At 55.3% G+C, this 23,110-nt stretch carries 21 protein-coding genes and 1 riboswitch; of the genes, 12 read left to right on the plus strand and 9 right to left on the minus strand.

Annotated elements, in window-relative coordinates:
- The first annotated feature begins 247 nt into the window (after positions 1-247).
- Together purH and purD are read left to right on the plus strand one after the other, a co-directional pair.
- A complete protein-coding gene (gene purH / locus FDX11_RS15155; RefSeq protein ID WP_137398166.1) occupies positions 248-1,837 on the plus strand; it encodes a bifunctional phosphoribosylaminoimidazolecarboxamide formyltransferase/IMP cyclohydrolase in 1,590 nt (529 codons plus the stop codon).
- A 15-nt stretch (positions 1,838-1,852) separates the two neighbouring features.
- Positions 1,853-3,142 carry a phosphoribosylamine--glycine ligase gene (purD, locus tag FDX11_RS15160; RefSeq protein WP_137398167.1) on the plus strand — a complete coding sequence of 430 codons (1,290 nt, stop codon included), beginning with the start codon at positions 1,853-1,855 and terminating at the stop codon, positions 3,140-3,142.
- Here the strand turns inward: purD and zraR are convergent.
- Both zraR and zraS read right to left on the minus strand, forming a co-directional pair.
- Complete coding sequence (zraR, locus tag FDX11_RS15165; protein ID WP_137360350.1) at positions 3,139-4,464, minus strand: sigma-54-dependent response regulator transcription factor ZraR; 1,326 nt, start codon at positions 4,462-4,464, stop codon at positions 3,139-3,141. The genes purD and zraR overlap by 4 nt on opposite strands.
- Before the next feature lie 5 nt (positions 4,465-4,469).
- Positions 4,470-5,855, minus strand: a complete 1,386-nt coding sequence (gene zraS / locus FDX11_RS15170) for a two-component system sensor histidine kinase ZraS (protein WP_042314218.1) — start codon at positions 5,853-5,855, stop codon at positions 4,470-4,472.
- A 264-nt stretch (positions 5,856-6,119) separates the two neighbouring features.
- On the opposite strand from zraS, the gene zraP reads away from it, so the two are divergent.
- Positions 6,120-6,557, plus strand: coding sequence for a zinc resistance sensor/chaperone ZraP (gene zraP, locus FDX11_RS15175; RefSeq protein WP_061381954.1), 438 nt, complete (start codon positions 6,120-6,122; stop codon positions 6,555-6,557).
- A 77-nt stretch (positions 6,558-6,634) separates the two neighbouring features.
- On the opposite strand, the gene FDX11_RS15180 is transcribed toward zraP, so the two are convergent.
- From FDX11_RS15180 to nudC, 6 genes are all read right to left on the minus strand, one after another.
- Positions 6,635-7,327, minus strand: a complete 693-nt coding sequence (locus tag FDX11_RS15180; RefSeq protein WP_137398172.1) for a DUF1481 domain-containing protein — start codon at positions 7,325-7,327, stop codon at positions 6,635-6,637.
- 11 nt (positions 7,328-7,338) lie between these two features.
- Entirely contained in the window at positions 7,339-7,611 is a 273-nt protein-coding gene (gene hupA, locus FDX11_RS15185; protein ID WP_001044509.1) for a nucleoid-associated protein HU-alpha, read from the minus strand.
- Positions 7,612-7,797: 186 nt separating this feature from the next.
- Positions 7,798-8,388, minus strand: a complete 591-nt coding sequence (locus FDX11_RS15190; RefSeq protein ID WP_042314221.1) for a YjaG family protein — start codon at positions 8,386-8,388, stop codon at positions 7,798-7,800.
- Positions 8,389-8,421: 33 nt separating this feature from the next.
- A complete protein-coding gene (gene nfi / locus FDX11_RS15195) occupies positions 8,422-9,102 on the minus strand; it encodes a deoxyribonuclease V (RefSeq protein WP_061381955.1) in 681 nt (226 codons plus the stop codon).
- Positions 9,103-9,111: 9 nt separating this feature from the next.
- A complete protein-coding gene (gene hemE, locus FDX11_RS15200; RefSeq protein WP_042314226.1) occupies positions 9,112-10,176 on the minus strand; it encodes a uroporphyrinogen decarboxylase in 1,065 nt (354 codons plus the stop codon).
- 50 nt (positions 10,177-10,226) lie between these two features.
- Positions 10,227-11,000: an NAD(+) diphosphatase gene (nudC, locus tag FDX11_RS15205; RefSeq protein WP_038636141.1), complete on the minus strand. Its 774-nt coding sequence runs from the start codon at positions 10,998-11,000 to the stop codon at positions 10,227-10,229.
- A 99-nt stretch (positions 11,001-11,099) separates the two neighbouring features.
- On the opposite strand from nudC, the gene FDX11_RS15210 reads away from it, so the two are divergent.
- The 9 genes from FDX11_RS15210 (at position 11,100) to FDX11_RS15250 (ending at position 18,746) form a co-directional block, all read left to right on the plus strand.
- Entirely contained in the window at positions 11,100-11,579 is a 480-nt protein-coding gene (locus tag FDX11_RS15210) for an Rsd/AlgQ family anti-sigma factor (RefSeq protein ID WP_032940921.1), read from the plus strand.
- Positions 11,580-11,630: 51 nt separating this feature from the next.
- Positions 11,631-11,856, plus strand: a riboswitch (TPP riboswitch).
- A gap of 81 nt (positions 11,857-11,937) precedes the next feature.
- Positions 11,938-13,836, plus strand: coding sequence for a phosphomethylpyrimidine synthase ThiC (thiC, locus tag FDX11_RS15215; protein ID WP_061381956.1), 1,899 nt, complete (start codon positions 11,938-11,940; stop codon positions 13,834-13,836).
- Positions 13,836-14,471 carry a thiamine phosphate synthase gene (thiE, locus tag FDX11_RS15220; protein WP_137398168.1) on the plus strand — a complete coding sequence of 212 codons (636 nt, stop codon included), beginning with the start codon at positions 13,836-13,838 and terminating at the stop codon, positions 14,469-14,471. The genes thiC and thiE overlap by 1 nt, the downstream gene beginning before the upstream one ends.
- Positions 14,464-15,222: a HesA/MoeB/ThiF family protein gene (locus tag FDX11_RS15225; protein WP_137398169.1), complete on the plus strand. Its 759-nt coding sequence runs from the start codon at positions 14,464-14,466 to the stop codon at positions 15,220-15,222. Before thiE ends, FDX11_RS15225 begins: the two co-directional genes overlap by 8 nt.
- The gene (gene thiS / locus FDX11_RS15230) at positions 15,203-15,403 is read left to right on the plus strand and encodes a sulfur carrier protein ThiS (RefSeq protein WP_001166833.1); all 201 of its coding nucleotides are present in this window, start codon (positions 15,203-15,205) and stop codon (positions 15,401-15,403) included. Before FDX11_RS15225 ends, thiS begins: the two co-directional genes overlap by 20 nt.
- A 1-nt stretch (position 15,404) precedes the next feature.
- Positions 15,405-16,175, plus strand: a complete 771-nt coding sequence (gene thiG, locus FDX11_RS15235) for a thiazole synthase (RefSeq protein WP_137398170.1) — start codon at positions 15,405-15,407, stop codon at positions 16,173-16,175.
- A complete protein-coding gene (thiH, locus tag FDX11_RS15240; protein ID WP_137360344.1) occupies positions 16,172-17,305 on the plus strand; it encodes a 2-iminoacetate synthase ThiH in 1,134 nt (377 codons plus the stop codon). Before thiG ends, thiH begins: the two co-directional genes overlap by 4 nt.
- An 813-nt stretch (positions 17,306-18,118) precedes the next feature.
- Positions 18,119-18,424: a PTS sugar transporter subunit IIB gene (locus FDX11_RS15245; protein WP_137398171.1), complete on the plus strand. Its 306-nt coding sequence runs from the start codon at positions 18,119-18,121 to the stop codon at positions 18,422-18,424.
- Between the two features lie 4 nt (positions 18,425-18,428).
- Positions 18,429-18,746: a PTS lactose/cellobiose transporter subunit IIA gene (locus FDX11_RS15250; RefSeq protein ID WP_042314239.1), complete on the plus strand. Its 318-nt coding sequence runs from the start codon at positions 18,429-18,431 to the stop codon at positions 18,744-18,746.
- Between the two features lie 118 nt (positions 18,747-18,864).
- On the opposite strand, the gene rpoC is transcribed toward FDX11_RS15250, so the two are convergent.
- Positions 18,865-23,088 carry a DNA-directed RNA polymerase subunit beta' gene (gene rpoC, locus FDX11_RS15255; protein WP_038636118.1) on the minus strand — a complete coding sequence of 1,408 codons (4,224 nt, stop codon included), beginning with the start codon at positions 23,086-23,088 and terminating at the stop codon, positions 18,865-18,867.
- Positions 23,089-23,110 lie beyond the last annotated feature (22 nt).

A 23,110-nucleotide genomic window follows, 5' to 3' on the forward strand; every position in this document is an offset into this window, starting at 1 on the left:
TACCCATTTACACACAGAGTTATCCACAAAAATATGGATCTCTTGCAATCGTCACTGGGTTTTATCCCTCATCTATAGAGATGAAAGAATGGAATTGAGGGAAAGAGAAAAATTCGCGAGCGTTGCGCAAACGTTTTCGTTACAATGCCACCGCACAACAAGGATGCCCCGTAAGGGGCGTTAGCTGAGTTTTTACGCAAGAATTCACCTAACGCTCTCTGTAATAGTCAAATCCAGGGGATTTACCATGCAACAACGTCGTCCAGTCCGCCGCGCTCTGCTCAGTGTTTCTGACAAGGCCGGTATCATCGAATTCGCCCAGGCACTTTCCGCACGCGGTGTGGAGCTGCTGTCTACGGGGGGCACCGCCCGCCTGTTAGCAGAAAAAGGTCTGGCGGTGACCGAAGTTTCCGATTACACCGGTTTCCCGGAAATGATGGATGGACGCGTAAAGACCCTGCATCCAAAAGTACACGGCGGCATCCTCGGTCGTCGCGGCCAGGACGATGCGATCATGGAGCAGCATCACATCGCCCCTATCGATATGGTTGTCGTTAACCTGTATCCGTTCGCCGAAACCGTGGCCCGTGAAGGCTGCTCGCTGGAAGATGCGGTAGAAAACATCGATATCGGCGGCCCGACGATGGTCCGCTCTGCCGCGAAGAACCATAAAGACGTCGCCATCGTGGTGAAGAGCAGTGACTACGACGCCATTATTAAAGAGATGGATGCTAACGAAGGTTCTTTGACCCTCGACACCCGTTTCGATCTCGCGATTAAAGCCTTCGAACACACCGCCGCCTACGACAGCATGATTGCCAACTACTTCGGCAGCATGGTTCCGGCTTATCACGGTGAGAGCAAAGAAGCCGCCGGTCGCTTCCCGCGTACGCTGAACCTGAACTTCATTAAGAAGCAGGATATGCGCTACGGCGAGAACAGCCACCAGCAGGCTGCCTTCTATATAGAAGAGAATGTGAAAGAAGCATCCGTTGCCACTGCACAACAGGTGCAGGGCAAAGCCCTCTCTTATAACAACATCGCTGATACCGACGCAGCGCTGGAGTGCGTGAAAGAGTTCAACGAGCCGGCCTGCGTGATCGTCAAGCACGCCAACCCGTGCGGCGTGGCGGTAAGCACCTCGATTCTCGATGCTTATGACCGTGCGTATAAAACCGACCCGACCTCCGCGTTCGGCGGCATTATCGCCTTCAACCGCGAGTTAGATGCCGAAACCGCGCAGGCGATTATCTCCCGCCAGTTCGTGGAAGTGATCATCGCCCCGTCCGCGACCGAAGACGCACTGAAAATCACTGCCACCAAGCAGAACGTGCGCGTATTGACCTGCGGTCAATGGGCACAGCGCGTACCTGGTCTGGACTTCAAACGCGTTAACGGCGGCCTGCTGGTTCAGGATCGTGACCTGGGTATGGTGAGCGAAGCTGAACTGCGCGTGGTTTCCAAACGCCAACCTACCGAACAGGAACTGCGCGATGCGCTGTTCTGCTGGAAAGTGGCGAAGTTCGTGAAATCCAACGCCATTGTTTATGCCAAAGAGAATATGACCATCGGCATCGGCGCAGGCCAGATGAGCCGTGTCTACTCCGCGAAAATCGCCGGGATTAAAGCGGCTGACGAAGGTCTGGAAGTGAAAGGGTCCGCGATGGCCTCCGATGCCTTCTTCCCGTTCCGCGATGGTATTGATGCCGCTGCCGCCGTAGGCGTGAGCTGCGTGATCCAGCCTGGCGGTTCTATCCGTGATGATGAAGTCATTGCCGCTGCCGATGAACACGGTATCGCGATGATCTTTACCGACATGCGCCATTTCCGCCATTAATCCACGGAGCAGACGATGAAAGTATTAGTGATTGGCAACGGCGGGCGTGAGCACGCGCTGGCATGGAAAGCGGCGCAGTCGCCGCTGGTTGATACCGTTTTTGTCGCACCGGGCAACGCGGGCACCGCGCTGGAACCCGCGCTGCAAAACGTGGCTATCGGCGTAACCGATATCCCGGCGTTGCTGAGCTTTGCCCAGAACGAGAAAATTGACCTGACCATCGTTGGCCCGGAAGCGCCGCTGGTGATTGGCGTGGTCGATGCGTTCCGCGCCGCAGGTCTGAAGATCTTTGGCCCAACCGAAGGTGCCGCACAGTTGGAAGGCTCCAAAGCCTTCACCAAAGATTTCCTCGCCCGTCATCATATCCCAACGGCGGAGTATCAGAACTTTACCGAGGTTGAGCCTGCCCTGGCTTACCTGCGCGAGAAAGGCGCACCGATCGTCATCAAGGCCGATGGTCTGGCTGCGGGTAAAGGCGTTATCGTCGCAATGACGCTCGAAGAAGCCGAAGCCGCCGTTCATGACATGCTGGCAGGCAACGCCTTTGGCGACGCGGGCCACCGCATCGTGATTGAAGAGTTCCTCGACGGTGAAGAAGCGAGCTTTATCGTGATGGTCGACGGCGAGCACGTGCTGCCGATGGCCACCAGCCAGGACCACAAACGCGTGGGCAACGGTGATACCGGTCCGAACACTGGCGGGATGGGTGCTTACTCCCCGGCGCCGGTGGTGACTGATGAAGTGCACCAGCGCACCATGGAACGCATCATCTGGCCAACCGTAAAAGGCATGGCGGCGGAAGGGAATACCTACACCGGCTTCCTGTATGCGGGCCTGATGATCGACAAGCAGGGCAACCCGAAGGTAATCGAGTTCAACTGTCGCTTTGGCGATCCGGAAACCCAGCCGATCATGCTGCGCATGAAGTCGGACCTGGTGGATCTGTGCCTGGCCGCCTGCGACGGCAAGCTGGATGAGAAAACCTCCGAGTGGGACGAGCGCGCTTCATTAGGCGTGGTGATCGCCGCGGGCGGTTATCCAGGCAGCTACAGCACCGGCGATGAGATCCACGGCCTGCCGCTGGAATCCTCAACTGACGGCAAAGTCTTCCACGCTGGCACTAAGCTCGCCGACGACGACCGCGTGCTCACCAGCGGCGGACGCGTCCTGTGCGCCACCGCGCTGGGCCACACCGTCGCCGAAGCGCAGAAACGCGCTTACGCCCTGATGACCGACATCCGCTGGGACGGCAGCTTCAGCCGTAACGACATCGGCTGGCGCGCCATCGAACGCGAACAGCGCTAACGCGAAATTTTCGCCAGCAGCGTTTTACGCGTAATGCCTAACTGACGGGCGGCTTCCGTTTTGTTGCCGCCCGTTTTTTCCAGCGCCGCCAGAATCACCTCTTTCTCCACTTCCACCAGCGGCTGGATCTCGCCACTGTATTCCGTTTTTATTGGCGTCGCGGCAATAGCCAGCGGCAGCTCGCGCTCGGTAATATACTCGCCCGTCAGCAGCACCACCGCCCGCTCCACCGCGTTCTCCAGCTCGCGGATATTCCCCGGCCAGCCGTAGTGAATCAGCAGATCCATCGCCTGCGGAGTAAAACCTTTCACCGCTTTACGGTTACGCGCGGCAAAACGCTGCAGAAAATGTTCCGCCAGTAGCGGAATATCTTCCCGACGTTGACATAATGCGGGCATTTCTATAGTGACCACGTTCAGACGGTAGTAGAGATCCTGGCGAAAACGCCCGGCACTGACCTCCTCCGCCAGATTACGATGCGTGGCGGCGATCAGCCGTACATCAACCGTCAGCGTCTGATTACCGCCAACGCGTTGCACCTCTCGCTCCTGGATAGCCCGCAGCAGGCGCACCTGCATCAGTGGTGAGATATCGCCAATTTCGTCCAGAAACAGCGTGCCGCCGTCCGCTTCGACAAAACGCCCTTCCCGACGTTTATCCGCCCCGGTAAACGCACCTTTCTCGTGACCGAACAGCTCGGACTCCAGCAGAGACTCGTTCAGCGCCGCACAGTTTAGCGTCACCAGCGGCTTATCGCTGCGCGCGCTGCTGGCGTGTAGCGCGCGGGCAACCAGCTCTTTCCCTGTCCCGGAATCTCCGTGGATAAGCACCGTAGCATCCGAGGGCGCAACCATCGCGATTTCATTGAGCAATTTCTGCATCGCCGGACTGCTGCCAATCATGCCAAACTGCGCAGCCGACGCCGATGGCAGTTCAGCGCCCGTTTCCCGCGTATGCGCCAACGCTTTTTCCAGCGTCTCCTGCAGGCGGTCAAAATCCAGCGGCTTGATTAAGTAGTCCAGCGCCCCGGTTTTCAGCGCCTCAACGGCGGTCTCCACGCTGGAGAAAGCCGTCATAATCAGTACCGGAATCGCCGGATTCAGCGCTTTAATCTCTTTCAGCGTTGCGATGCCGTCCATCTCCGCCATGCGAACATCACACAACACTAAATCAAATACGCGTTCGCGCACCTGTTCCAGAGCCGCTCGCCCGCTATAGGCCAGCGCAACCTCATAACCCCAGCCGCGCAGCAGCGCCTGTAAAATGGTGCAGTGGCTGATATCGTCATCTACCACCAGAATATTGATGTTTCCGCGCGTCATCCTTGTTAATCCTGTCGTTTCACTTTGGTCGGCAGCCAAAGGGTAAAGGTCGCACCTTTGCCCTCAACGCTTGCCACCTGAATGGTACCACCGTGCTGTTCGACTATGTTCTGCACTACTGCCAGCCCGAGACCGGTTCCGTCAGCTTTAGTCGTGAAGTAAGGCGTAAAAATGGCCTCCAGTTGTTCCGGCGCAATCCCCTTCCCGCTATCGGTCACCACGATTTTAACGCGATCAGCGCTGCTTTCACTCGCTTCAACCGTAATTGTGCCCTGGCGGCCTATCGCATGAATGGCGTTCAGATACAGATTCAGCAGAACCTGAGTGAGCCGATCGGGATCGGCCTCGATGGCAGGCAGCGTGGCATTGGCTGCAAATCGTAGCTGGATTTCCCGGCTTGCCGCATCCTGACTCACCAGGTGGAGTGAGTGAGTGATGACCTGGTTGAGATCCACGTGTTGTAGCGTCAGGTGCGCGGGTTTCACCAGCTCCAGCAGCTCACTCACCACCCGATTTAAGCGGTCCGCCTCTTTCGCCATCACCTGCGCCAGCTCGTGGGACTCACCGCCAGCCGGTGTTCGTTCGGCAAAATATTTTGCCAAACCTTTGATGGATGAAAGCGGGTTACGAATCTCATGTGCAACGCCAGCCGCCAGATGCCCGAGCGCCATCAGTTTTTCTTTGCGCTTCATCGCATCCTGTAGTTCTTTATACGAGCGCTGATAGCGCTGATACCAGAAGTACGTCAGCACGGTTGCCAGCAGCACAGCCGCCAGCGCAGACAAAACAATCAGCGTATTTCGCCACTCTCTGGCCTGAGTCGCGGCCAGGTCGCTGGCATCAAAAGCGATAAATATGGTCTGCGTTGGGGTGATAAGCTGCCCGTCATTGCTGGCGCAACGCGCCATGCCATGGCGTCCTGGGCCATACATCGGCTGGAACTGGCGATAAATTTCCAGTGCCGGCGTTATTTCACCCTCCCCCATTGGAATCTCAATTTTCCGCCAGCGTTCTTGTTCCCCGGGGTGTAGCTGCTGCAGGATATCGGGCGAATAAAGTGATTTACCCACCATCGCGGAATTGCTGTGGGTAATAATGACGCCATGCTCATCGACGACGGCAAACCATAGCACCCCTGGTTGTACGGCCATTTCCTCCAGCAGCGTCTGCTGCTGGGCATGATGCATGCGCATCCCCATACCCACCCGCGTGCCGGACTCCAGGGCGCGAATCAACACACTGCCTTTTTCCAGGAGCGTTTGTCGGGCGGCATCACTTTCCCGACCATAGTCCCGTATGGTCATAATCGAAAACCAGCCGACCAACATCAGGATTGCCGCCAGCAAGAGTCTGCTCAACCACTTTGCCACCGTGTCCTTATAAAGACGCATACGTTCTCCCTTTACCCACCGTTTCCTTTCATCGTTACCGGTATACAGCAGAAATCATGCCATTTTTTTCTCTCTGATAACCCTGCCCTCAGACACAAACTGCTGCAAGTAGCGGGTAAAAATGACCCGCAGGCGAATTCTGGCGAGTCATTTTTACTCGCTTCCCTACCGAGAGGACGAGAACAACGCCCGCACGGCCTGGATTGCCGCTTTGGCACGGAAGATGCAAAAGGGAAGGTAAGCTAACCAACAGGAGAACGGACAATGAAACGGAACAACAAACTGGCGCTGATTGCACTCTCTCTTATCGCTCTGGGCTCCACCCCAGCGCTGGCGCAACATCACTGGGGATATGGGGATGGTATGCAGCAACGGGGCGGCATACCAATGACTACCGAGCAACAGGCTACCGCGCAGAAAATTTATGATGATTACTACTCACAGACCAGCGCATTACGCCAACAGTTGGTCTCCAAACGTTATGAGTACAACGCCTTGTTAACAGCCAGTTCGCCAGACACGGCAAAAATTAATGCCGTGGCAAAAGAGATGGAGGCTCTGAATCAGTCTCTGGATGAGCAACGCGTTAAGCGTGATGTCGAGCTGGCTGAGGCAGGTGTGCCACGTGGTGCAGGAATGGGCTACGGCGGATGCGGCGGTAACTATCGCGGTGGCGGTCATATGGGAATGGGACACTGGTAAAGGACTTAATGCCTGATGGCGCTACGCTAATCGGACTACTGAGGATGGATAAGACGCATGTGCGTCGCCATCCGGCGTTAAAATGTTTTCTCTTTCGGCTGCCAGTGACAAAAATCTTCATTGGCGACCAGCAGCAGTTGCGATCCTTCGGGCGCTTCCAGCCATGCCACGCTCACCTCTACGGATGAACGGCGCTGGCGGCGCTCAATATGGTTAATCGCCCACGATTCCAGATCGGGCTTCACTGTTTCACCTTCACAGGTCGTCACCGTGTTATTCGCATGCCAGCGTCCCTGACGCAATATCACCCGTCCCTGACGCAGCGCATCGCTGGTCTGGCGGATTTGATCGGCGCGATAGCGGTAAAGTGCGATTTGATCGCTGGAAAGCTGTTGTTTTTGCCCGTCGACTTCACGTTGCATGAAACTCAGTTCGCCCCGGTCATCAAAGCGTATCCGAACATGTTCCGACGGTTTACTGTATACGTTGAGTTCTATCAGAGAGAGCGAATCACCCTGCCAGCGGTATTCACTGGTAGTGGTATCGCCTTTACGCCACGGACTAAATACCGAGAGCAAGTGAACATCGTCGCTGGAATCTTTACGCCAGATGCGTACCGCCCCCTGGTCGCCAACATAGCCGCTGGCCGTGAACGGAGGAAGCTCAGAATGGCTACCACAGGCTGACAGTAACATAACACCTGAAAGCCAAAGCGAATGACGCCAGATGGACAAAAGGGGCGAAACCGCCCCTTCGATAAAACTGTTCACTGCCACGCGAATTACTTAACCGCGTCTTTCAGTGCTTTACCAGAAACAAATGCCGGTACGTTAGCTGCGGCGATTTTGATTTCTTTACCGGTCTGCGGGTTGCGGCCAGTGCGCTCAGCACGGTGGTTCACTTTGAAGGTACCGAAACCAACCAGTTGTACAGCATCGCCTTCTTTCAGAGACTCAGTAATAGCAGCCAGAGTGGATTCCAGAGCAGCTTTAGCCTGTGTTTTAGACAGTTCTGCTTTGTCTGCAATTACATCAATCAGTTGAGTCTTGTTCATAAGTTATCCTTACAATGTGTTTATCGCTTGCTAAGCATCGAGTGCGACGGAAATGCCAGAAAAGCACTCTCCTGCATACACGCACCGATAGCCACTTTTTTTCGCCCCCCAAATGTAGACCAGACCGGGGGCGGATGGGAAGCCTTCAGGCACGACAAATCAGGCGTTAAATCACGTTTTATGGTGTCATTGCTGAAAATTTATACCAATATTGCTCTCACCAGCCTCGCGCAGGTCTGCACGAAGCCCTTTTATCAGCTCAATATCGCGTTCTTCACAGTCGGCTAAAAGTCGGAAAATTTCCCACTGAATATCCCATTCTTGCTCAACGGCAGGGTTCTCTTTCAACTCTTCATCGGTCATTTCGCGACCAGCCTGGGTCATTTCCAGCATCGCAACCGTCGTAATCGATGCCTTGCTGACCTCAATCGCATGCTCCAGCGTTTCACCGCTAAGACGTGAATGCATCAGTTCGCTTAATGCCACGCAGGCATCAATCGCCGGGTAAACGCCGTACAGATCGTAATCATCCGCAGAAGGAATGGCCTCTTCAAACTTTTCCAACTGGCTGTCGAAATTGATTTTCGCGTCTTTTACCGTCAGCGTTTCCCAAATTAAATCTAAAATTCGGCGGTAAATTTGCCCATCGCCAAATTCCGTTTGCTTGCAGAACATGGCGTAGTTTGGGTACATGCGCTCACAGAGGCAGGCCATAAACGTGACGTGCTGCCAGCTTTCCAGCTTCTCCAGGCGCAAGTGAATCGGGTTTTGTAACATGATGAGTTCTCAAATACGGAAATTAGCCGCAGTTTACCCGATATGGGGCGTTTTTGCTGCAAGCCGCGTAAAAGACGGACGTTCTGATGCCACCGCATCCGCCCAGCGGGTCGGTTCCGGTAAGCGATAACCGTTCATACAGCGCTGCACCCACGCCAGCGCGCTGTCCATGCCCACGCGGTGACCCGTGGAGATAAACAACGGATTGCAGCGCGCTTTGCTGCGCCAGACCCATGCCAGCTGTTCGCCTTTATCCAGCAGCGGCGCGAGCGCATCGGGTTCGGCAGAGAGCGGCTCAAACTTGCCGCACAGACGTTTTTTCGCCACGCCAATGGTCGGGACATCCACCAGCAGACCAAAATGGCTGGCGACCCCCAGGCGACGTGGGTGGGAAATACCATGCCCGTCGACGAACAGCAGATCAGGTTTTTGCGACAGCTGTTGCCAGGCGGCCATCAGCGCGGGGGTTTCACGAAAGGAGAGAAAGCCGGGAATATACGGCATGGTGGTGGCGACCCGCGCCACCGTGTATTCAACCAGTTCCAGAGAGGGATACTTCAGCAGAACCATCGCGGCCCGCGTCACTTCGCCACCCTGCTCAAACCCGACATCCGCTCCCCCGATCAGATCCGGCGGATCCTTGTCGAGGCGATCCTCGCGGATCACTGAAGAGGCCAGTTCAAGCTGCTGAGCGCGTAGCGACGCGAGATCCATAATGACTCCTTAGCGGTGGTATTGTTCGGACAGGCGATGCACCGCCTCCACAAACACCCCTGCATGTTCCGGCGGTACATCCTGATGGATGCCGTGACCGAGGTTGAAGACGTGGCCTTCACCCTGGCCGAAACCTGCAAGTATAGTCGCTACCTCGTCTTCGATCCGTGCCGGCGGCGCATACAGCATGGACGGATCCATATTGCCCTGCAGCGCCACCTTATGGCCAACGCGACGGCGCGCATCGGCGATATCTGTTGTCCAGTCGAGACCTAACGCATCACAGCCGGTTTCCGCCATCGCTTCCAGCCACTGACCGCCGCCTTTGGTAAACAGCGTCACCGGTACTCGACGGCCTTCGTTTTCGCGCAGCAAACCGTCAACGATTTTATGCATGTAGTACAACGAGAACTGCTGATAGTCGCGCCCGGTCAGCACGCCACCCCAGGTGTCGAAAATCATTACCGATTGCGCGCCCGCTTTAATCTGCGCGTTCAGGTACAGCGTGACGCTCTGCGCCAGCTTATCGAGCAGCAGATGCAGCGCTTTAGGGTCGGCATACATCATCTTTTTAATCACGGTGAAGGCTTTACTGCTGCCGCCTTCCACCATGTAGGTCGCCAGCGTCCACGGGCTGCCGGAGAAACCTATCAGCGGCACCTCGCCCTTCAGCTCACGGCGAATGGTGCGCACCGCATTCATCACGTAGCCCAGCTCGCCTTCCGGGTCCGGAATCGGCAGTTTTTCAACGTCGGCCTTGCTGGTAATCGGTGAGGTGAAGCGCGGGCCTTCCCCGGCCTCAAAGTACAGCCCAAGCCCCATTGCATCCGGAATAGTCAAAATATCCGAGAAGAGGATCGCCGCATCGAGCTTGTAGCGACGCAGCGGCTGCAGCGTCACTTCGCAGGCCAGCTCGGCGTTTTTGCACAGCGCCATAAAATCGCCCGCCTCGGCGCGCGTGGCTTTATATTCCGGTAGATAGCGACCCGCCTGGCGCATCATCCATACCGGGGTGACATCAACGGGCTGGCGCAGCAGCGCACGCAGATAACGATCGTTCTTCAGTTCGGTCATTTTTGCAGTTCCTTATTGCGTCAGTCCCACAGTGTATCACCACTCGTTCTTTACTCGTACTCAGCCCGACACATTGCCACCGTATCTTCGATCAAACGACGCGCGACGGTGCCAGGTGGGGGTAAGAGCGGTAAATCGTCGTAGCGATACCAGTTGGCATTGAGCAGCTCTTTCGGGTCGATGACAATGTCGCCGCTGTCGTACTCTGCCATAAACGCCGTCATCAGCGATTGTGGGAACGGCCACGGCTGCGAGGTCACGTAGCGCAGGTTTTTCACCTTGATACCACTTTCTTCCATGACTTCACGCGCCACCGCCTGCTCCAGGGTTTCACCTACTTCGACAAAACCGGCCAGCACGGTATGCACACCGTTACGATGGCGAACATGCTGGGCAAGGAGGATCGAATCATCACGGCGAATGGCGACGATAATGCAGGGAGCGATTTGCGGGTAATAGCGCTCGCGGCAGTGGCTACACAGCATCGCCCATTCGGTTTTGCTCGGGTGCATCGTGTGCCCGCAGTAGCCGCAGAATTTATGCGAGCGGTAGAACTCGGCCAGTTGTACGCCGCGACCCGCCAACTGAAACAGGCCCACATCCTGGTCGATGACCTGGCGCACCGAACCCATGTCATGGCGACGCGGCTGCTGCACCAGCCAGACCGGATCGCCTTCCCACTCACCTATCTGAAGTGCGCGCTGGCCCGCAAGATCGAAATTTATCGCCTCGCCATAGGGTAATTCCCCAGCAGGCAACCATAATTTTTGTTCGTGGCTCACAATCCACCAGCCGCGATCCCATTTTTCAATTATTCGATCCATATCTCTTGCGCTACCTTTGCTTCACAGGCATGTTATTAACATTATTTTTACAAGATTGACATGAGCAGATTTTAAACTTATCGATACGAGGGTCAACGTATGTTAAACCAGTTAGAACACCTGAAAGAGCGTGTCCATGGGCATCATAAACTGGTCGACCGTTGGCTGAATATTCGTAAGCACCTGCTCGTGGCTTACTACGATCTGGTTGGCCTGAAACCGGGCAAAGAGTCGTTTATGCGCCTCAATGAGAAAGCGCTCGATAATTTTTGCCAGCGTCTGGTCGACTATCTGTCTGCCGGACACTTCAGTATTTATGAACGCATTATCCATAAAATGGAAGGTGAGAGTCCGCTTTTAAACGCCAGTAAAATCTGGCCACAGCTGGATGCCAATACCCAGCTGATAATGGATTACTATGACTCAACGCTGGAAAACGCTATCGATGAGGATAACGTTCACCAGCTCCAGCAGGCGCTTTCCGATATTGGCGAAGCGCTGGAGGCTCGTTTCCGGCTGGAAGATCAGCTGATCATGCTGGCCTTTAAAACGCTTAGCGAATTCAAACGCCCGGCTTGAGATTTTCCGCATTAACGCGTAGTTTACATTCATTACCTCTAAGATAGAGGTTACTTCTTGTCGGAGTGCTTATTTTCCACAAAAGCATTCGTGATGCGTCAAGGCGGCAAGTCAGTGAATCTCCAGGAGCTTACCTAAGTAAGTGACTGGAGTGAGCGGACGAAGCCAACAAAGAGGCAGCGCGAAGGATGACGTGGAAAAGGCTGAGACCGTTAATTCGGGATCCGCGGAACCTGATCAGGTTAAAACCTGCGAAGGGAACAAGAGTCAATCTGCAACCGCATCGCCCTTGGGCGATCGTCTCTCTTGCTTCATCCGTCGTCTGACAAGCCACGTCCTTACTTTTTTGGAATGAGCTATGTCTGTCACTACTAAACCATCACGCCGCGAACAACGCGCCCAGGCGCAACACTTTATCAATACGCTGGAAGGGACCGCCTTTCCTGAGTCAAAACGCATCTATATCACCGGTTCACAGCCGGATATCCGCATTCCGATGCGTGAGATCCAGCTGAGCCCAACGCTGATTGGCGGCAGTAAAGACAACCCGCAGTTTGAAGAGAACGAAGCCGTGCCGGTGTACGACACCTCCGGCCCGTATGGCGATCCTGAGGTGGCGATTAACGTCCAGCAGGGTCTGGCGAAACTGCGCCAGCCGTGGATTGACGCACGTAACGATAGCGAAGAATTAGACGACCGTAGCTCGGCTTACACCAAAGAACGTCTGGCCGACGATGGCCTGGACGATCTGCGTTTTACCGGCCTGCTGACGCCGAAACGCGCCAAAGCGGGCAAGCGCGTCACCCAGTTACACTACGCCCGCAAGGGGATCGTCACTCCTGAAATGGAGTTCATCGCCATCCGTGAAAACATGGGCCGCGAGCGCATTCGCAGTGAAGTGCTGCGCCACCAGCATCCGGGCATGAACTTTGGCGCGCGCCTGCCGGAAAACATTACGCCGGAATTCGTGCGTGATGAAGTCGCCGCGGGCCGCGCGATTATTCCCGCCAACATCAACCACCCGGAATCCGAGCCGATGATTATCGGCCGCAACTTCCTGGTCAAAGTGAATGCCAACATCGGCAACTCGGCGGTCACCTCCTCCATCGAAGAAGAGGTGGAAAAACTGGTCTGGTCGACCCGCTGGGGCGCGGACACGGTAATGGACCTCTCCACCGGCCGCTATATTCACGAAACCCGCGAATGGATCCTGCGTAACAGCCCGGTACCGATCGGCACCGTCCCGATCTACCAGGCGCTGGAGAAGGTCAACGGGATCGCCGAAGATCTCACCTGGGAAGCCTTCCGCGACACGCTGCTGGAGCAGGCAGAACAGGGCGTCGACTACTTCACCATTCACGCGGGCGTACTGCTGCGCTACGTACCGATGACCGCCAAACGCCTGACCGGCATTGTCTCACGCGGCGGTTCGATCATGGCGAAGTGGTGCCTCTCGCATCACAAAGAGAACTTCCTGTTCGAACATTTCCGCGAGATTTGTGAAATCTGCGCCGCCTACGACGTTTCCCTGTCGCTGGGCGACGGCCTGCGTCCCGGCTCCATTCAGGACGCCAACGATGAAGCGCAGTTCTCCGAGCTGCATACGCTGGGCGAATTGACCAAAATAGCCTGGGAATACGACGTGCAGGTGATGATTGAAGGCCCGGGCCACGTGCCGATGCATATGATTCAGCGCAACATGACCGAAGAGCTGGAGAGCTGCCACGAAGCGCCGTTCTACACTTTGGGGCCGTTGACCACCGACATCGCGCCGGGCTATGACCACTTCACCTCCGGGATCGGTGCCGCGATGATCGGCTGGTTCGGCTGCGCGATGCTGTGTTATGTGACGCCGAAAGAACACCTCGGCCTGCCGAACAAAGAAGATGTGAAGCAGGGGCTAATCACCTACAAAATCGCCGCCCACGCCGCGGATTTAGCCAAAGGCCATCCGGGCGCGCAGATCCGCGATAACGCGATGTCGAAAGCGCGCTTCGAATTCCGCTGGGAAGATCAGTTTAACCTCGCGCTCGACCCGTTCACCGCCCGCGCTTATCACGATGAAACCCTGCCGCAGGAGTCCGGTAAGGTCGCTCACTTCTGTTCCATGTGCGGGCCGAAGTTCTGCTCGATGAAAATCAGCCAGGAAGTACGTGACTACGCCGCCGCACAAACCATTGAAGTCGGTATGGCGGATATGTCGGAGAACTTCCGCGCCAAAGGCGGCGAAATTTATCTCAAACGGGAGGAAGCCTGATGTATCAGCCTGATTTCCCGACCGTGCCGTTCCGCCTCGGGCTTTACCCGGTGGTGGACAGCGTTGCATGGATTGAACGCCTGCTGGAGGCGGGCGTACGCACGATCCAGTTGCGTATCAAAGATAAGCGCGATGAAGAGGTGGAAGCCGACGTTATCGCCGCCATCGCACTGGGGCGTCGTTATAACGCCCGTCTGTTTATCAACGATTACTGGCGTCTGGCAATTAAGCACCGCGCTTACGGCGTGCATCTGGGCCAGGAAGACCTTGAAACCACCGACCTGAAGGCCATTCAGGCGGCGGGCTTACGCCTCGGCGTATCGACTCACGATGATATGGAGATTGACGTCGCACTCGCCGCTAAGCCTTCTTATATCGCGCTCGGCCACGTCTTCCCGACGCAAACCAAGCAGATGCCTTCCGCCCCACAGGGGCTGGCGCAGTTGGCCAGTCATATTGAACGACTGGCGGATTACCCGACCGTGGCCATTGGCGGCATCAACCTTGAACGCGCCGCGTCAGTACTGGCGACCAACGTCGGTAGCGTGGCTGTGGTTAGCGCCATTACTCAGGCCGCCGACTGGCGCGCCGCTACCGCGCAGTTACTGGATATTGCGGGAGTTGGCGATGAATGACCGCGATTTTATGCGCTACAGCCGGCAAATCCTGCTCGGCGATATCGCCATTGAAGGCCAGCAAAAGCTGCTCTCGAGTCATGTACTGATCGTAGGTTTAGGCGGGTTAGGCTCGCCTGCCGCGCTGTATCTGGCAGGAGCAGGCATCGGCAAACTGACTCTGGTAGACGATGACGACATTCATCTGAGCAATTTGCAGCGCCAGATTCTATTTACCACTGATGATATCGCGCGTTCAAAATCTCAGGTTGCCCAGCAGCGCCTGACACGGCTCAACCCGGATATCGAACTGGTCTCGCTCCAGCAGCGACTAAAAGGCGATGCGCTCCGGCATGCGGTCTCGCGAGCCGACGTGGTGCTCGACTGTACCGATAACATGGCCACGCGCCAGGAAATCAACGCCGCCTGCGTAGCGCTCAATATCCCACTCATCACCGCCAGCGCCGTCGGCTTTGGCGGTCAGTTGATGGTGCTCACGCCGCCGTGGGAACAAGGCTGTTACCGCTGCCTGTGGCCAGATGATGTGGAGCCGGAACGCAACTGCCGCACCGCTGGGGTGCTCGGTCCGGTGGTGGGCGTGATGGGTACCTTGCAGGCGCTCGAGGCGATTAAATTACTCAGCGGAATTGAAACACCAAGCGGGCAGCTACGTCTGTTTGACGGCAAAACCAGCCAGTGGCGCAGCCTCGCGCTGCGTCGCGCCAGTGGCTGTCAGGTATGCGGAGGGCAGCATGCAAATTCAATTCAATGATGAGCCGATGCAGTGCGCCGCAGGGCAAACCGTCAGCGGGCTGCTTATCCAGCTCAACCAGCTCAAACCGGGCGCAGCGCTGGCGCTCAATCAGCAGATCCTGCCGCGCGAGCAGTGGGAACAGCAAATCGTGCAGGAAGGCGACCAGATCCTGCTTTTTCAGGTTATTGCAGGGGGTTGAGATGTTACGTATTGCCGACAAAACGTTTGATTCACATCTGTTCACCGGTACCGGGAAGTTTGCCTCATCGCAACTGATGGTCGAGGCAATTCGCGCTTCCGGCAGCCAGTTGGTGACGCTGGCGATGAAGCGCGTGGACCTGCGCCAGCACAACGATGCGATTCTGGCGCCGCTGATTGAAGCGGGCGTCACGCTGCTGCCCAATACCTCCGGGGCGAAAACTGCCGAAGAGGCGATCTTCGCCGCCCAACTGGCGCGTGAAGCGCTGGGCACCCACTGGCTGAAATTAGAAATCCATCCGGATGCCCGCTGGCTATTGCCGGACCCGATCGAAACGCTAAAAGCTGCCGAGGCGCTGGTGAAGCAGGGCTTCGTGGTGCTGCCCTACTGCGGCGCGGATCCGGTTTTGTGCAAGCGGCTGGAAGAGGTCGGCTGCGCGGCGGTGATGCCGCTTGGCGCGCCTATCGGTTCGAATCAGGGGCTGGAAACCAAAGCGATGCTGGAGATTATTATCCAGCAGGCGGCCGTGCCGGTGGTGGTAGACGCCGGGATCGGCGTGCCCAGCCACGCGGCGCAGGCGTTGGAAATGGGCGCTGATGCGGTGCTGGTCAACACGGCGATTGCCGTGGCGGACGAGCCGGTGATGATGGCAACCGCCTTTCGTCTGGCGGTGGAAGCCGGATTACTGGCCCGTCAGGCCGTGCCGGGAAGCAAAAGTTCGCAGGCCAGCGCCACCAGCCCGCTCACCGGTTTTCTGGAGGCGTTAGCATGAAAACCTTCACCGACCGCTGGCGGCAGCTGGAGTGGGACGATATCCGTCTGCGCATCAACGGTAAAACCGCCGCTGACGTGGAACGGGCGCTTAACGCTCCACAGCTTAATCGGGACGATCTGATGGCGCTGCTCTCCCCCGCCGCCGCCGATTACCTTGAACCGCTGGCGCAGCGGGCGCAAAGGCTGACTCGCCAGCGCTTCGGCAACACCGTCAGTTTTTACGTGCCGCTTTATCTCTCAAACCTCTGCGCCAATGACTGCACCTACTGCGGTTTTTCTATGAGCAACCGCATCAAACGTAAGACGCTGGACGAGGCAGAAATCGCCCGCGAGTGCGCCGCCATCCGCGAGTTGGGTTTTGAACACCTGTTGCTGGTTACCGGCGAGCATCAGAGCAAAGTGGGTATGGACTACTTTCGCCGCCATCTCCCGGCCATTCGCCAGCAGTTCTCATCGCTGCATATGGAAGTGCAGCCGCTGGCAATTGAGGAGTATGCCGAGCTGAAGACGCTGGGGCTGGACGGAGTGATGGTGTATCAGGAGAGCTATCATGAAGCGACTTATGCCCATCATCATTTAAAGGGGAAAAAGCAGGATTTCTTCTGGCGGCTGGAAACACCGGACAGGCTGGGCCGTGCTGGAATCGATAAAATCGGTCTTGGCGCGCTGATTGGTTTGTCTGACAGCTGGCGGGTAGATTGTTATATGGTCGCCGAACATCTGCTGTGGATGCAGCAGCATTACTGGCAGAGCCGCTACTCCATCTCCTTTCCTCGTCTGCGCCCATGCACCGGGGGCGTTGAACCCGCATCCATCATGGACGAGCGACAGTTGCTCCAGACCATTTGCGCGTTTCGTTTACTGGCACCGGAAATTGAGCTGTCGCTCTCCACCCGCGAATCCCCCTGGTTTCGTGACCATGTGATCCCGCTGGCGATCAACAATGTCAGCGCCTTCTCGAAAACCCAGCCCGGCGGTTATGCCGATAACCATCCAGAGCTGGAACAGTTCGCCCCGCACGATGACCGTCGCCCCGAAGCCGTTGCTGAAGCACTCATGGCGCAGGGATTACAGCCCGTGTGGAAAGACTGGGACAGCTATCTGGGGCGCGCTGCGCAGATACCGTAAACCCGGAGCGATCGCATTAAACAAAAGCCCTGACTATTGCAGTCAGGGCTTTAAGTTACTACAAACTTCAGATTTAACATTAATAAACTTAACGATTTAGTACTGCTGATGGTACTACTTTAAAATGTACAGGTTTACCACAGATAATATTGGATATTGATGCTAACTAAAACTTTCCTCTATTTACCGTTAAACACATTCCACCGGCTTGATAATAGAACTCAAGGCTGGTGACCTAAACAAGTACACTTCCCCTCGCGACATATACTCTTTGATGCGTTGCCTTATTTCCCTTGCGATAACCAGAAAAACAGAAATCGCAAATATTTACTATTAAATCATGGCGTTACATCGTCGCGTTTTACTAACTTTTTGCGATTAGATAAATCAACTACGTGGCCTGAAAGCATTGTCGAAGTGAAAAAATAGCGTTTTCAGCATCGACTATCCCAAACAAAAAATACTTCGTGGCCTTTATCGCAACCCCCAATAAAGCTTTACTAACACTTACTACGTTAACAGCAAACTACTATTTCCCTGCTGTTAAGCATTAACATACGGGTTTAAAAAACGCTGTCAATACTGTTTTTTATAACATGTTTTTATTGACAGTAATTATATACTCCCGCATGTGATAAGCGAGCCAAAAGCCGCCAGCCTTGGTGCAGATCGTTGAGTTTTTCCTCTTTTTGTAACCGGTTTCAGAAAAAGTGGTTTTCTTTGTGATGCCTTGCACACAATCGTTGCAAAGCAGTTGTTGCTACAGCTGGCTCGCGATAATTATCAACCCACACATGTTGAGCGAGACTGCTTATGAAAAACATCGTTTTATGCTGTGCCGCCGGAATGTCCACCAGCATGCTGGTACAAAAGATGAAAGATGCCGCCCAGAAAAAAGGTGTCGACGTCACGATCAAAGCTGTCCCTGTGGCTGAGTTTGAAGAGAATATCGCCACTGCAGATATCGTGTTGCTTGGTCCACAGGTTAAATATGAGCAGGCCAAGCTGCAGGCGCTCGCCGACCCGCTAGGCAAAAAAGTTGCCGTTATCGATATGATGGATTACGGCATGATGAAAGGTGATGCCGTACTGGAAAAAGCGCTGAAACTACTGGAGTGATGATATGGAAGAGTTAGAAACGATCATCATGGAATTATTGGTCAACGCCGGAGCCGCTCGCAGTCAGGCACTGACAGCGCTACAACTGGCGCGTAAAGGTGACTTTACTGGTGCGGAACAAGCAATGGTGGAATCACGCGAGTACGTCAAACAGGCACATAAAATCCAGACCCAACTGATCGGGATCGACGAAGGCACAGGCAAACTACCGGTCAACCTCATTACCGTACATTCGCAGGACCATCTGATGAACGCGATGGTGATTCAGGATTTGGCGGGCGACATGATTGAGCTTTATCGGCGGTTACCACCGTTAAATTAATGACACTGCCGGATGGCGGCTTTGTAACCGCACAGGCCGGATAAGATCAGCGCCATCAGGCATAACATAGACATAAAAAAACCCGCCGAAGCGGGTTTTTTAGTATGGTCAGCAACGATTAATCGTTGTCAGAGCCGCCCAGGCCGGCGTTCAGCAGTTCTGCCAGGCTGGCAGACGCATCTTCAGCAGTCACCTGCGGAGCAGCTGGCAGTTCGCCCGCTGCGCGACGGCGCATACGATCCTGGTGGTACGCGTAACCGGTACCGGCCGGGATCAGACGACCCACGATGACGTTCTCTTTCAGACCGCGCAGTTCGTCGCGTTTGCCCGCAACGGCTGCTTCGGTCAGCACGCGAGTGGTCTCCTGGAACGATGCCGCGGAGATGAACGACTCAGTTGCCAGAGACGCTTTGGTGATACCCAGCAGATCGCGGGAGAAGGTTGCGCCCACTTTGCCGTTCGCTTCCAGCTCGCGGTTAGCGATCTTGACGCGGGAGTATTCAACCTGCTCGCCTTCCAGGAAGTCGGAGCTACCAGCGCTTTCGATGGTGGCTTTACGCAGCATCTGACGAACGATAACTTCGATGTGTTTATCGTTAATCTTAACACCCTGCAGACGGTATACGTCCTGAACTTCGTTAACGATGTAACGAGTTACAGCATGCACACCACGCAAACGCAGGATGTCGTGCGGCGCTTCCGGACCGTCGGAAACCACGTCACCACGTTCTACACGTTCACCTTCGAACACGTTAAGCTGACGCCATTTCGGAATCATCTCTTCGTAAGGTTCGCTACCGTCTACCGGGGTGATAACCAGACGACGCTTACCTTTGGTTTCTTTACCGAAGGAAATGATGCCGCTGATTTCAGCCAGGATTGCCGGCTCTTTCGGACGACGTGCTTCGAACAGGTCCGCAACGCGCGGCAGACCACCGGTGATGTCCTTGGTACCGCCGGATTCCTGCGGAACACGGGCCAGGGTGTCACCAGAGCTGATCTGTACGCCATCTTCCAACTGAACAATCGCTTTACCCGGCAGGAAGTACTGAGCCGGCATATCGGTGCCTGGGATCAGAACGTCGTTGCCCTGAGCATCAACAATTTTCAGTGCCGGACGCAGGTCTTTACCACCCGACGTACGCTCTGCAGAATCCAGAACGACCAGAGAAGACAGACCGGTCAGCTCGTCGGTCTGACGAGTAATGGTCTGGCCGTCGATCATGTCAGTGAAGCGAACAAAACCACTCACTTCGGTGATAACCGGCATGGTGTGCGGATCCCAGTTCGCTACGGTTTCGCCGCCAGCAACCTGTTCGCCATCACCTTTCGCCATAACGGAGCCGTAAGGCACTTTATAGCTTTCTTTGGTACGACCGAATTCGTCGATCAGTTTCAGTTCGGTGTTACGTGAGGTGATAACCAGTTTACCGCTGGAGTTAACAACCGACTTCGCGTTGCTCAGACGGATGCTACCTTTGTTTTTCACCTGGATGCTGGATTCAGCAGCCGCACGAGATGCCGCACCACCGATGTGGAACGTACGCATCGTCAGCTGTGTACCTGGTTCACCGATGGACTGTGCCGCGATAACGCCGATTGCTTCACCTTTGTTGATGATGTGGCCACGCGCCAGGTCACGACCGTAGCAGTGCGCACATACACCAAAGTCGGTGTCACAGGATACAACGGAACGAACTTTCACGGAGTCAACAGAGTTCTCTTCCAGCAGGTCACACCACTGTTCGTGCAGCAGCGTGTTGCGTGGAACCAGAATATCCGCGGTACCCGGCTTCAGAACGTCTTCAGCAGTCACACGACCCAGAACGCGATCGCGCAGCGGCTCTTTAACGTCACCACCCTCGATAACCGGGGTCATGGTGATGCCTTCCAGAGTGCCGCAATCGTCCTCAGTAACAACCAGGTCCTGCGCAACGTCAACCAGACGACGCGTCAGATAACCGGAGTTCGCTGTTTTCAGTGCGGTATCTGCCAGACCTTTACGCGCACCGTGAGTAGAGATGAAGTACTGGAGTACGTTCAGACCTTCACGGAAGTTCGCGGTGATTGGCGTTTCGATGATGGAGCCATCTGGCTTCGCCATCAGACCACGCATACCAGCCAACTGACGAATCTGTGCTGCAGAACCACGCGCACCGGAGTCGGCCATCATGTAAATGCTGTTGAAGGAAACCTGCTGCTCTTCTACGCCGTCACGGTTAATAACGGTTTCAGTTTGCAGGTTATCCATCATCGCTTTGGATACACGATCGTTCGCCGCAGCCCAGATATCGATAACTTTGTTATAGCGTTCGCCAGCGGTTACCAGACCAGACTGGAACTGCTCCTGGATCTCAGCAACTTCAGCTTCCGCTTCAGAGATGATCTCGTGTTTCTTCTCTGGGATGACCATGTCATCAATACCAACAGATGCACCTGAACGCGCTGCATAAGCAAAGCCGGTGTACATTGTCTGGTCAGCGAAGATAACGGTCGGCTTCAGGCCCAGAATGCGATAACAGGTGTTCAGCATTTTGGAGATGGCTTTCTTGCCCAGCGCCTGGTTGACGATGGAGAAAGGCAGACCTTTCGGTACGATCATCCACAGAATGGCGCGACCAATGGTCGTGTCTTTCAGGCTGGTGTGCGCAACGAATTCGCCGTTTTCATCTTTTTCATATTCAGTGATACGCACTTTAACGCGCGCATGCAGAGAGGCCAGGCCAGCGCGATAGATACGCTCTGCTTCTTTCGGGCCAGTCAGCACCATGCCTTCGCCTTTGGCGTTAACACAGTCACGGGTCATGTAATACAGACCCAATACAACGTCCTGAGACGGAACGATGATAGGTTCGCCGTTCGCCGGAGACAGGATGTTGTTGGTAGACATCATCAGCGCACGCGCTTCGAGCTGGGCTTCCAGCGTCAGCGGTACGTGAACAGCCATCTGGTCACCATCGAAGTCGGCGTTATATGCCGCACAAACCAGCGGATGCAGCTGGATAGCTTTACCTTCGATCAGTACCGGTTCAAATGCCTGGATACCCAGACGGTGCAGGGTTGGTGCACGGTTCAGCAGTACCGGGTGTTCGCGGATAACTTCGTCCAGGATATCCCAAACGACAGCTTCTTCACGCTCAACCATTTTCTTAGCGGCTTTGATGGTGGTGGCGAGGCCACGCAGTTCCAGCTTGCCGTAGATGAACGGTTTGAACAGTTCCAGTGCCATTTTCTTCGGCAGACCGCACTGATGCAGACGCAGGTATGGACCTACGGTGATTACAGAACGACCGGAGTAGTCAACACGCTTACCGAGCAGGTTCTGACGGAAACGACCCTGTTTACCTTTGATCATGTCAGCCAAAGATTTCAGAGGACGTTTGTTAGAACCGGTGATCGCACGACCGCGACGACCGTTATCCAGCAGGGCGTCAACCGCTTCCTGCAGCATACGTTTTTCGTTGCGTACGATGATATCCGGCGCAGCCAGATCCAGCAGACGTTTCAGACGGTTGTTACGGTTGATCACGCGACGGTACAGATCGTTCAGATCTGACGTTGCGAAACGACCACCATCGAGCGGAACCAGCGGACGCAGATCTGGCGGCAGAACCGGCAGAACGGTCAGGATCATCCACTCTGGCTTGTTGCCAGACTGTACGAAAGCTTCCAGCAGTTTGATACGCTTGGTCAGCTTCTTACGCTTGGTTTCGGAGTTGGTTTCGTTCAGCTCTTCGCGCAGAGTTTCACACTCTTGCTCCAGATCCATGCTCTTCAGCAGGGCCTGAATAGCTTCCGCACCCATCTTCGCGTCGAATTCGTCACCGAACTCTTCCAGCGCGTCCAGATACTGCTCTTCAGTCAGGATCTGTTGACGTTCCAGGTTGGTCATACCGCCTTCGATAACCACATAAGATTCGAAGTACAGTACGCGTTCGATATCGCGCAGCGGCATATCGAGCAGCAAACCGATACGGGACGGCAGCGATTTCAGGAACCAGATATGCGCGGTCGGAGACGCCAGCTCGATGTGGCCCATACGCTCACGGCGTACTTTGGTCTGGGTCACTTCAACGCCGCACTTCTCACAGATCACACCACGATGTTTCAGGCGCTTGTACTTACCGCACAGGCACTCGTAGTCTTTTACCGGCCCAAAGATACGGGCGCAGAAAAGGCCGTCACGCTCAGGTTTGAACGTACGGTAGTTGATGGTTTCCGGCTTCTTAACTTCACCGAAAGACCATGAACGGATCATGTCTGGCGAGGCCAGAGCAATTTTGATCGCATCAAACTCTTCGGTTTTAGTCTGCGCTTTCAGAAACTTTAATAAATCTTTCACGGATTTGCTCCCGTCGGAGTTA

Origin of the sequence: Citrobacter sp. wls714 (assembly GCF_005281025.1) — a bacterium.
Lineage (GTDB): Bacteria > Pseudomonadota > Gammaproteobacteria > Enterobacterales > Enterobacteriaceae > Citrobacter > Citrobacter werkmanii.

Excerpts from the sequence above, each read along its gene's own strand:
- thiH (WP_137360344.1), top strand. The coding sequence starts at position 16,172 with ATGAAAACCTTCACCGACCGCTGGCGGCAGCTGGAGTGGGACGATATC.
- hupA (WP_001044509.1), bottom strand. The coding sequence starts at position 7,611 with ATGAACAAGACTCAACTGATTGATGTAATTGCAGACAAAGCAGAACTG.
- thiE (WP_137398168.1), top strand. The coding sequence starts at position 13,836 with ATGTATCAGCCTGATTTCCCGACCGTGCCGTTCCGCCTCGGGCTTTAC.
- FDX11_RS15210 (WP_032940921.1), top strand. The coding sequence starts at position 11,100 with ATGTTAAACCAGTTAGAACACCTGAAAGAGCGTGTCCATGGGCATCAT.
- zraP (WP_061381954.1), top strand. The coding sequence starts at position 6,120 with ATGAAACGGAACAACAAACTGGCGCTGATTGCACTCTCTCTTATCGCT.
- purH (WP_137398166.1), top strand. The coding sequence starts at position 248 with ATGCAACAACGTCGTCCAGTCCGCCGCGCTCTGCTCAGTGTTTCTGAC.
- nfi (WP_061381955.1), bottom strand. The coding sequence starts at position 9,102 with ATGGATCTCGCGTCGCTACGCGCTCAGCAGCTTGAACTGGCCTCTTCA.
- thiS (WP_001166833.1), top strand. The coding sequence starts at position 15,203 with ATGCAAATTCAATTCAATGATGAGCCGATGCAGTGCGCCGCAGGGCAA.
- zraS (WP_042314218.1), bottom strand. The coding sequence starts at position 5,855 with ATGCGTCTTTATAAGGACACGGTGGCAAAGTGGTTGAGCAGACTCTTG.
- FDX11_RS15225 (WP_137398169.1), top strand. The coding sequence starts at position 14,464 with ATGAATGACCGCGATTTTATGCGCTACAGCCGGCAAATCCTGCTCGGC.
- thiG (WP_137398170.1), top strand. The coding sequence starts at position 15,405 with ATGTTACGTATTGCCGACAAAACGTTTGATTCACATCTGTTCACCGGT.
- nudC (WP_038636141.1), bottom strand. The coding sequence starts at position 11,000 with ATGGATCGAATAATTGAAAAATGGGATCGCGGCTGGTGGATTGTGAGC.
- purD (WP_137398167.1), top strand. The coding sequence starts at position 1,853 with ATGAAAGTATTAGTGATTGGCAACGGCGGGCGTGAGCACGCGCTGGCA.
- zraR (WP_137360350.1), bottom strand. The coding sequence starts at position 4,464 with ATGACGCGCGGAAACATCAATATTCTGGTGGTAGATGACGATATCAGC.
- FDX11_RS15250 (WP_042314239.1), top strand. The coding sequence starts at position 18,429 with ATGGAAGAGTTAGAAACGATCATCATGGAATTATTGGTCAACGCCGGA.
- hemE (WP_042314226.1), bottom strand. The coding sequence starts at position 10,176 with ATGACCGAACTGAAGAACGATCGTTATCTGCGTGCGCTGCTGCGCCAG.
- FDX11_RS15190 (WP_042314221.1), bottom strand. The coding sequence starts at position 8,388 with ATGTTACAAAACCCGATTCACTTGCGCCTGGAGAAGCTGGAAAGCTGG.
- thiC (WP_061381956.1), top strand. The coding sequence starts at position 11,938 with ATGTCTGTCACTACTAAACCATCACGCCGCGAACAACGCGCCCAGGCG.
- FDX11_RS15245 (WP_137398171.1), top strand. The coding sequence starts at position 18,119 with ATGAAAAACATCGTTTTATGCTGTGCCGCCGGAATGTCCACCAGCATG.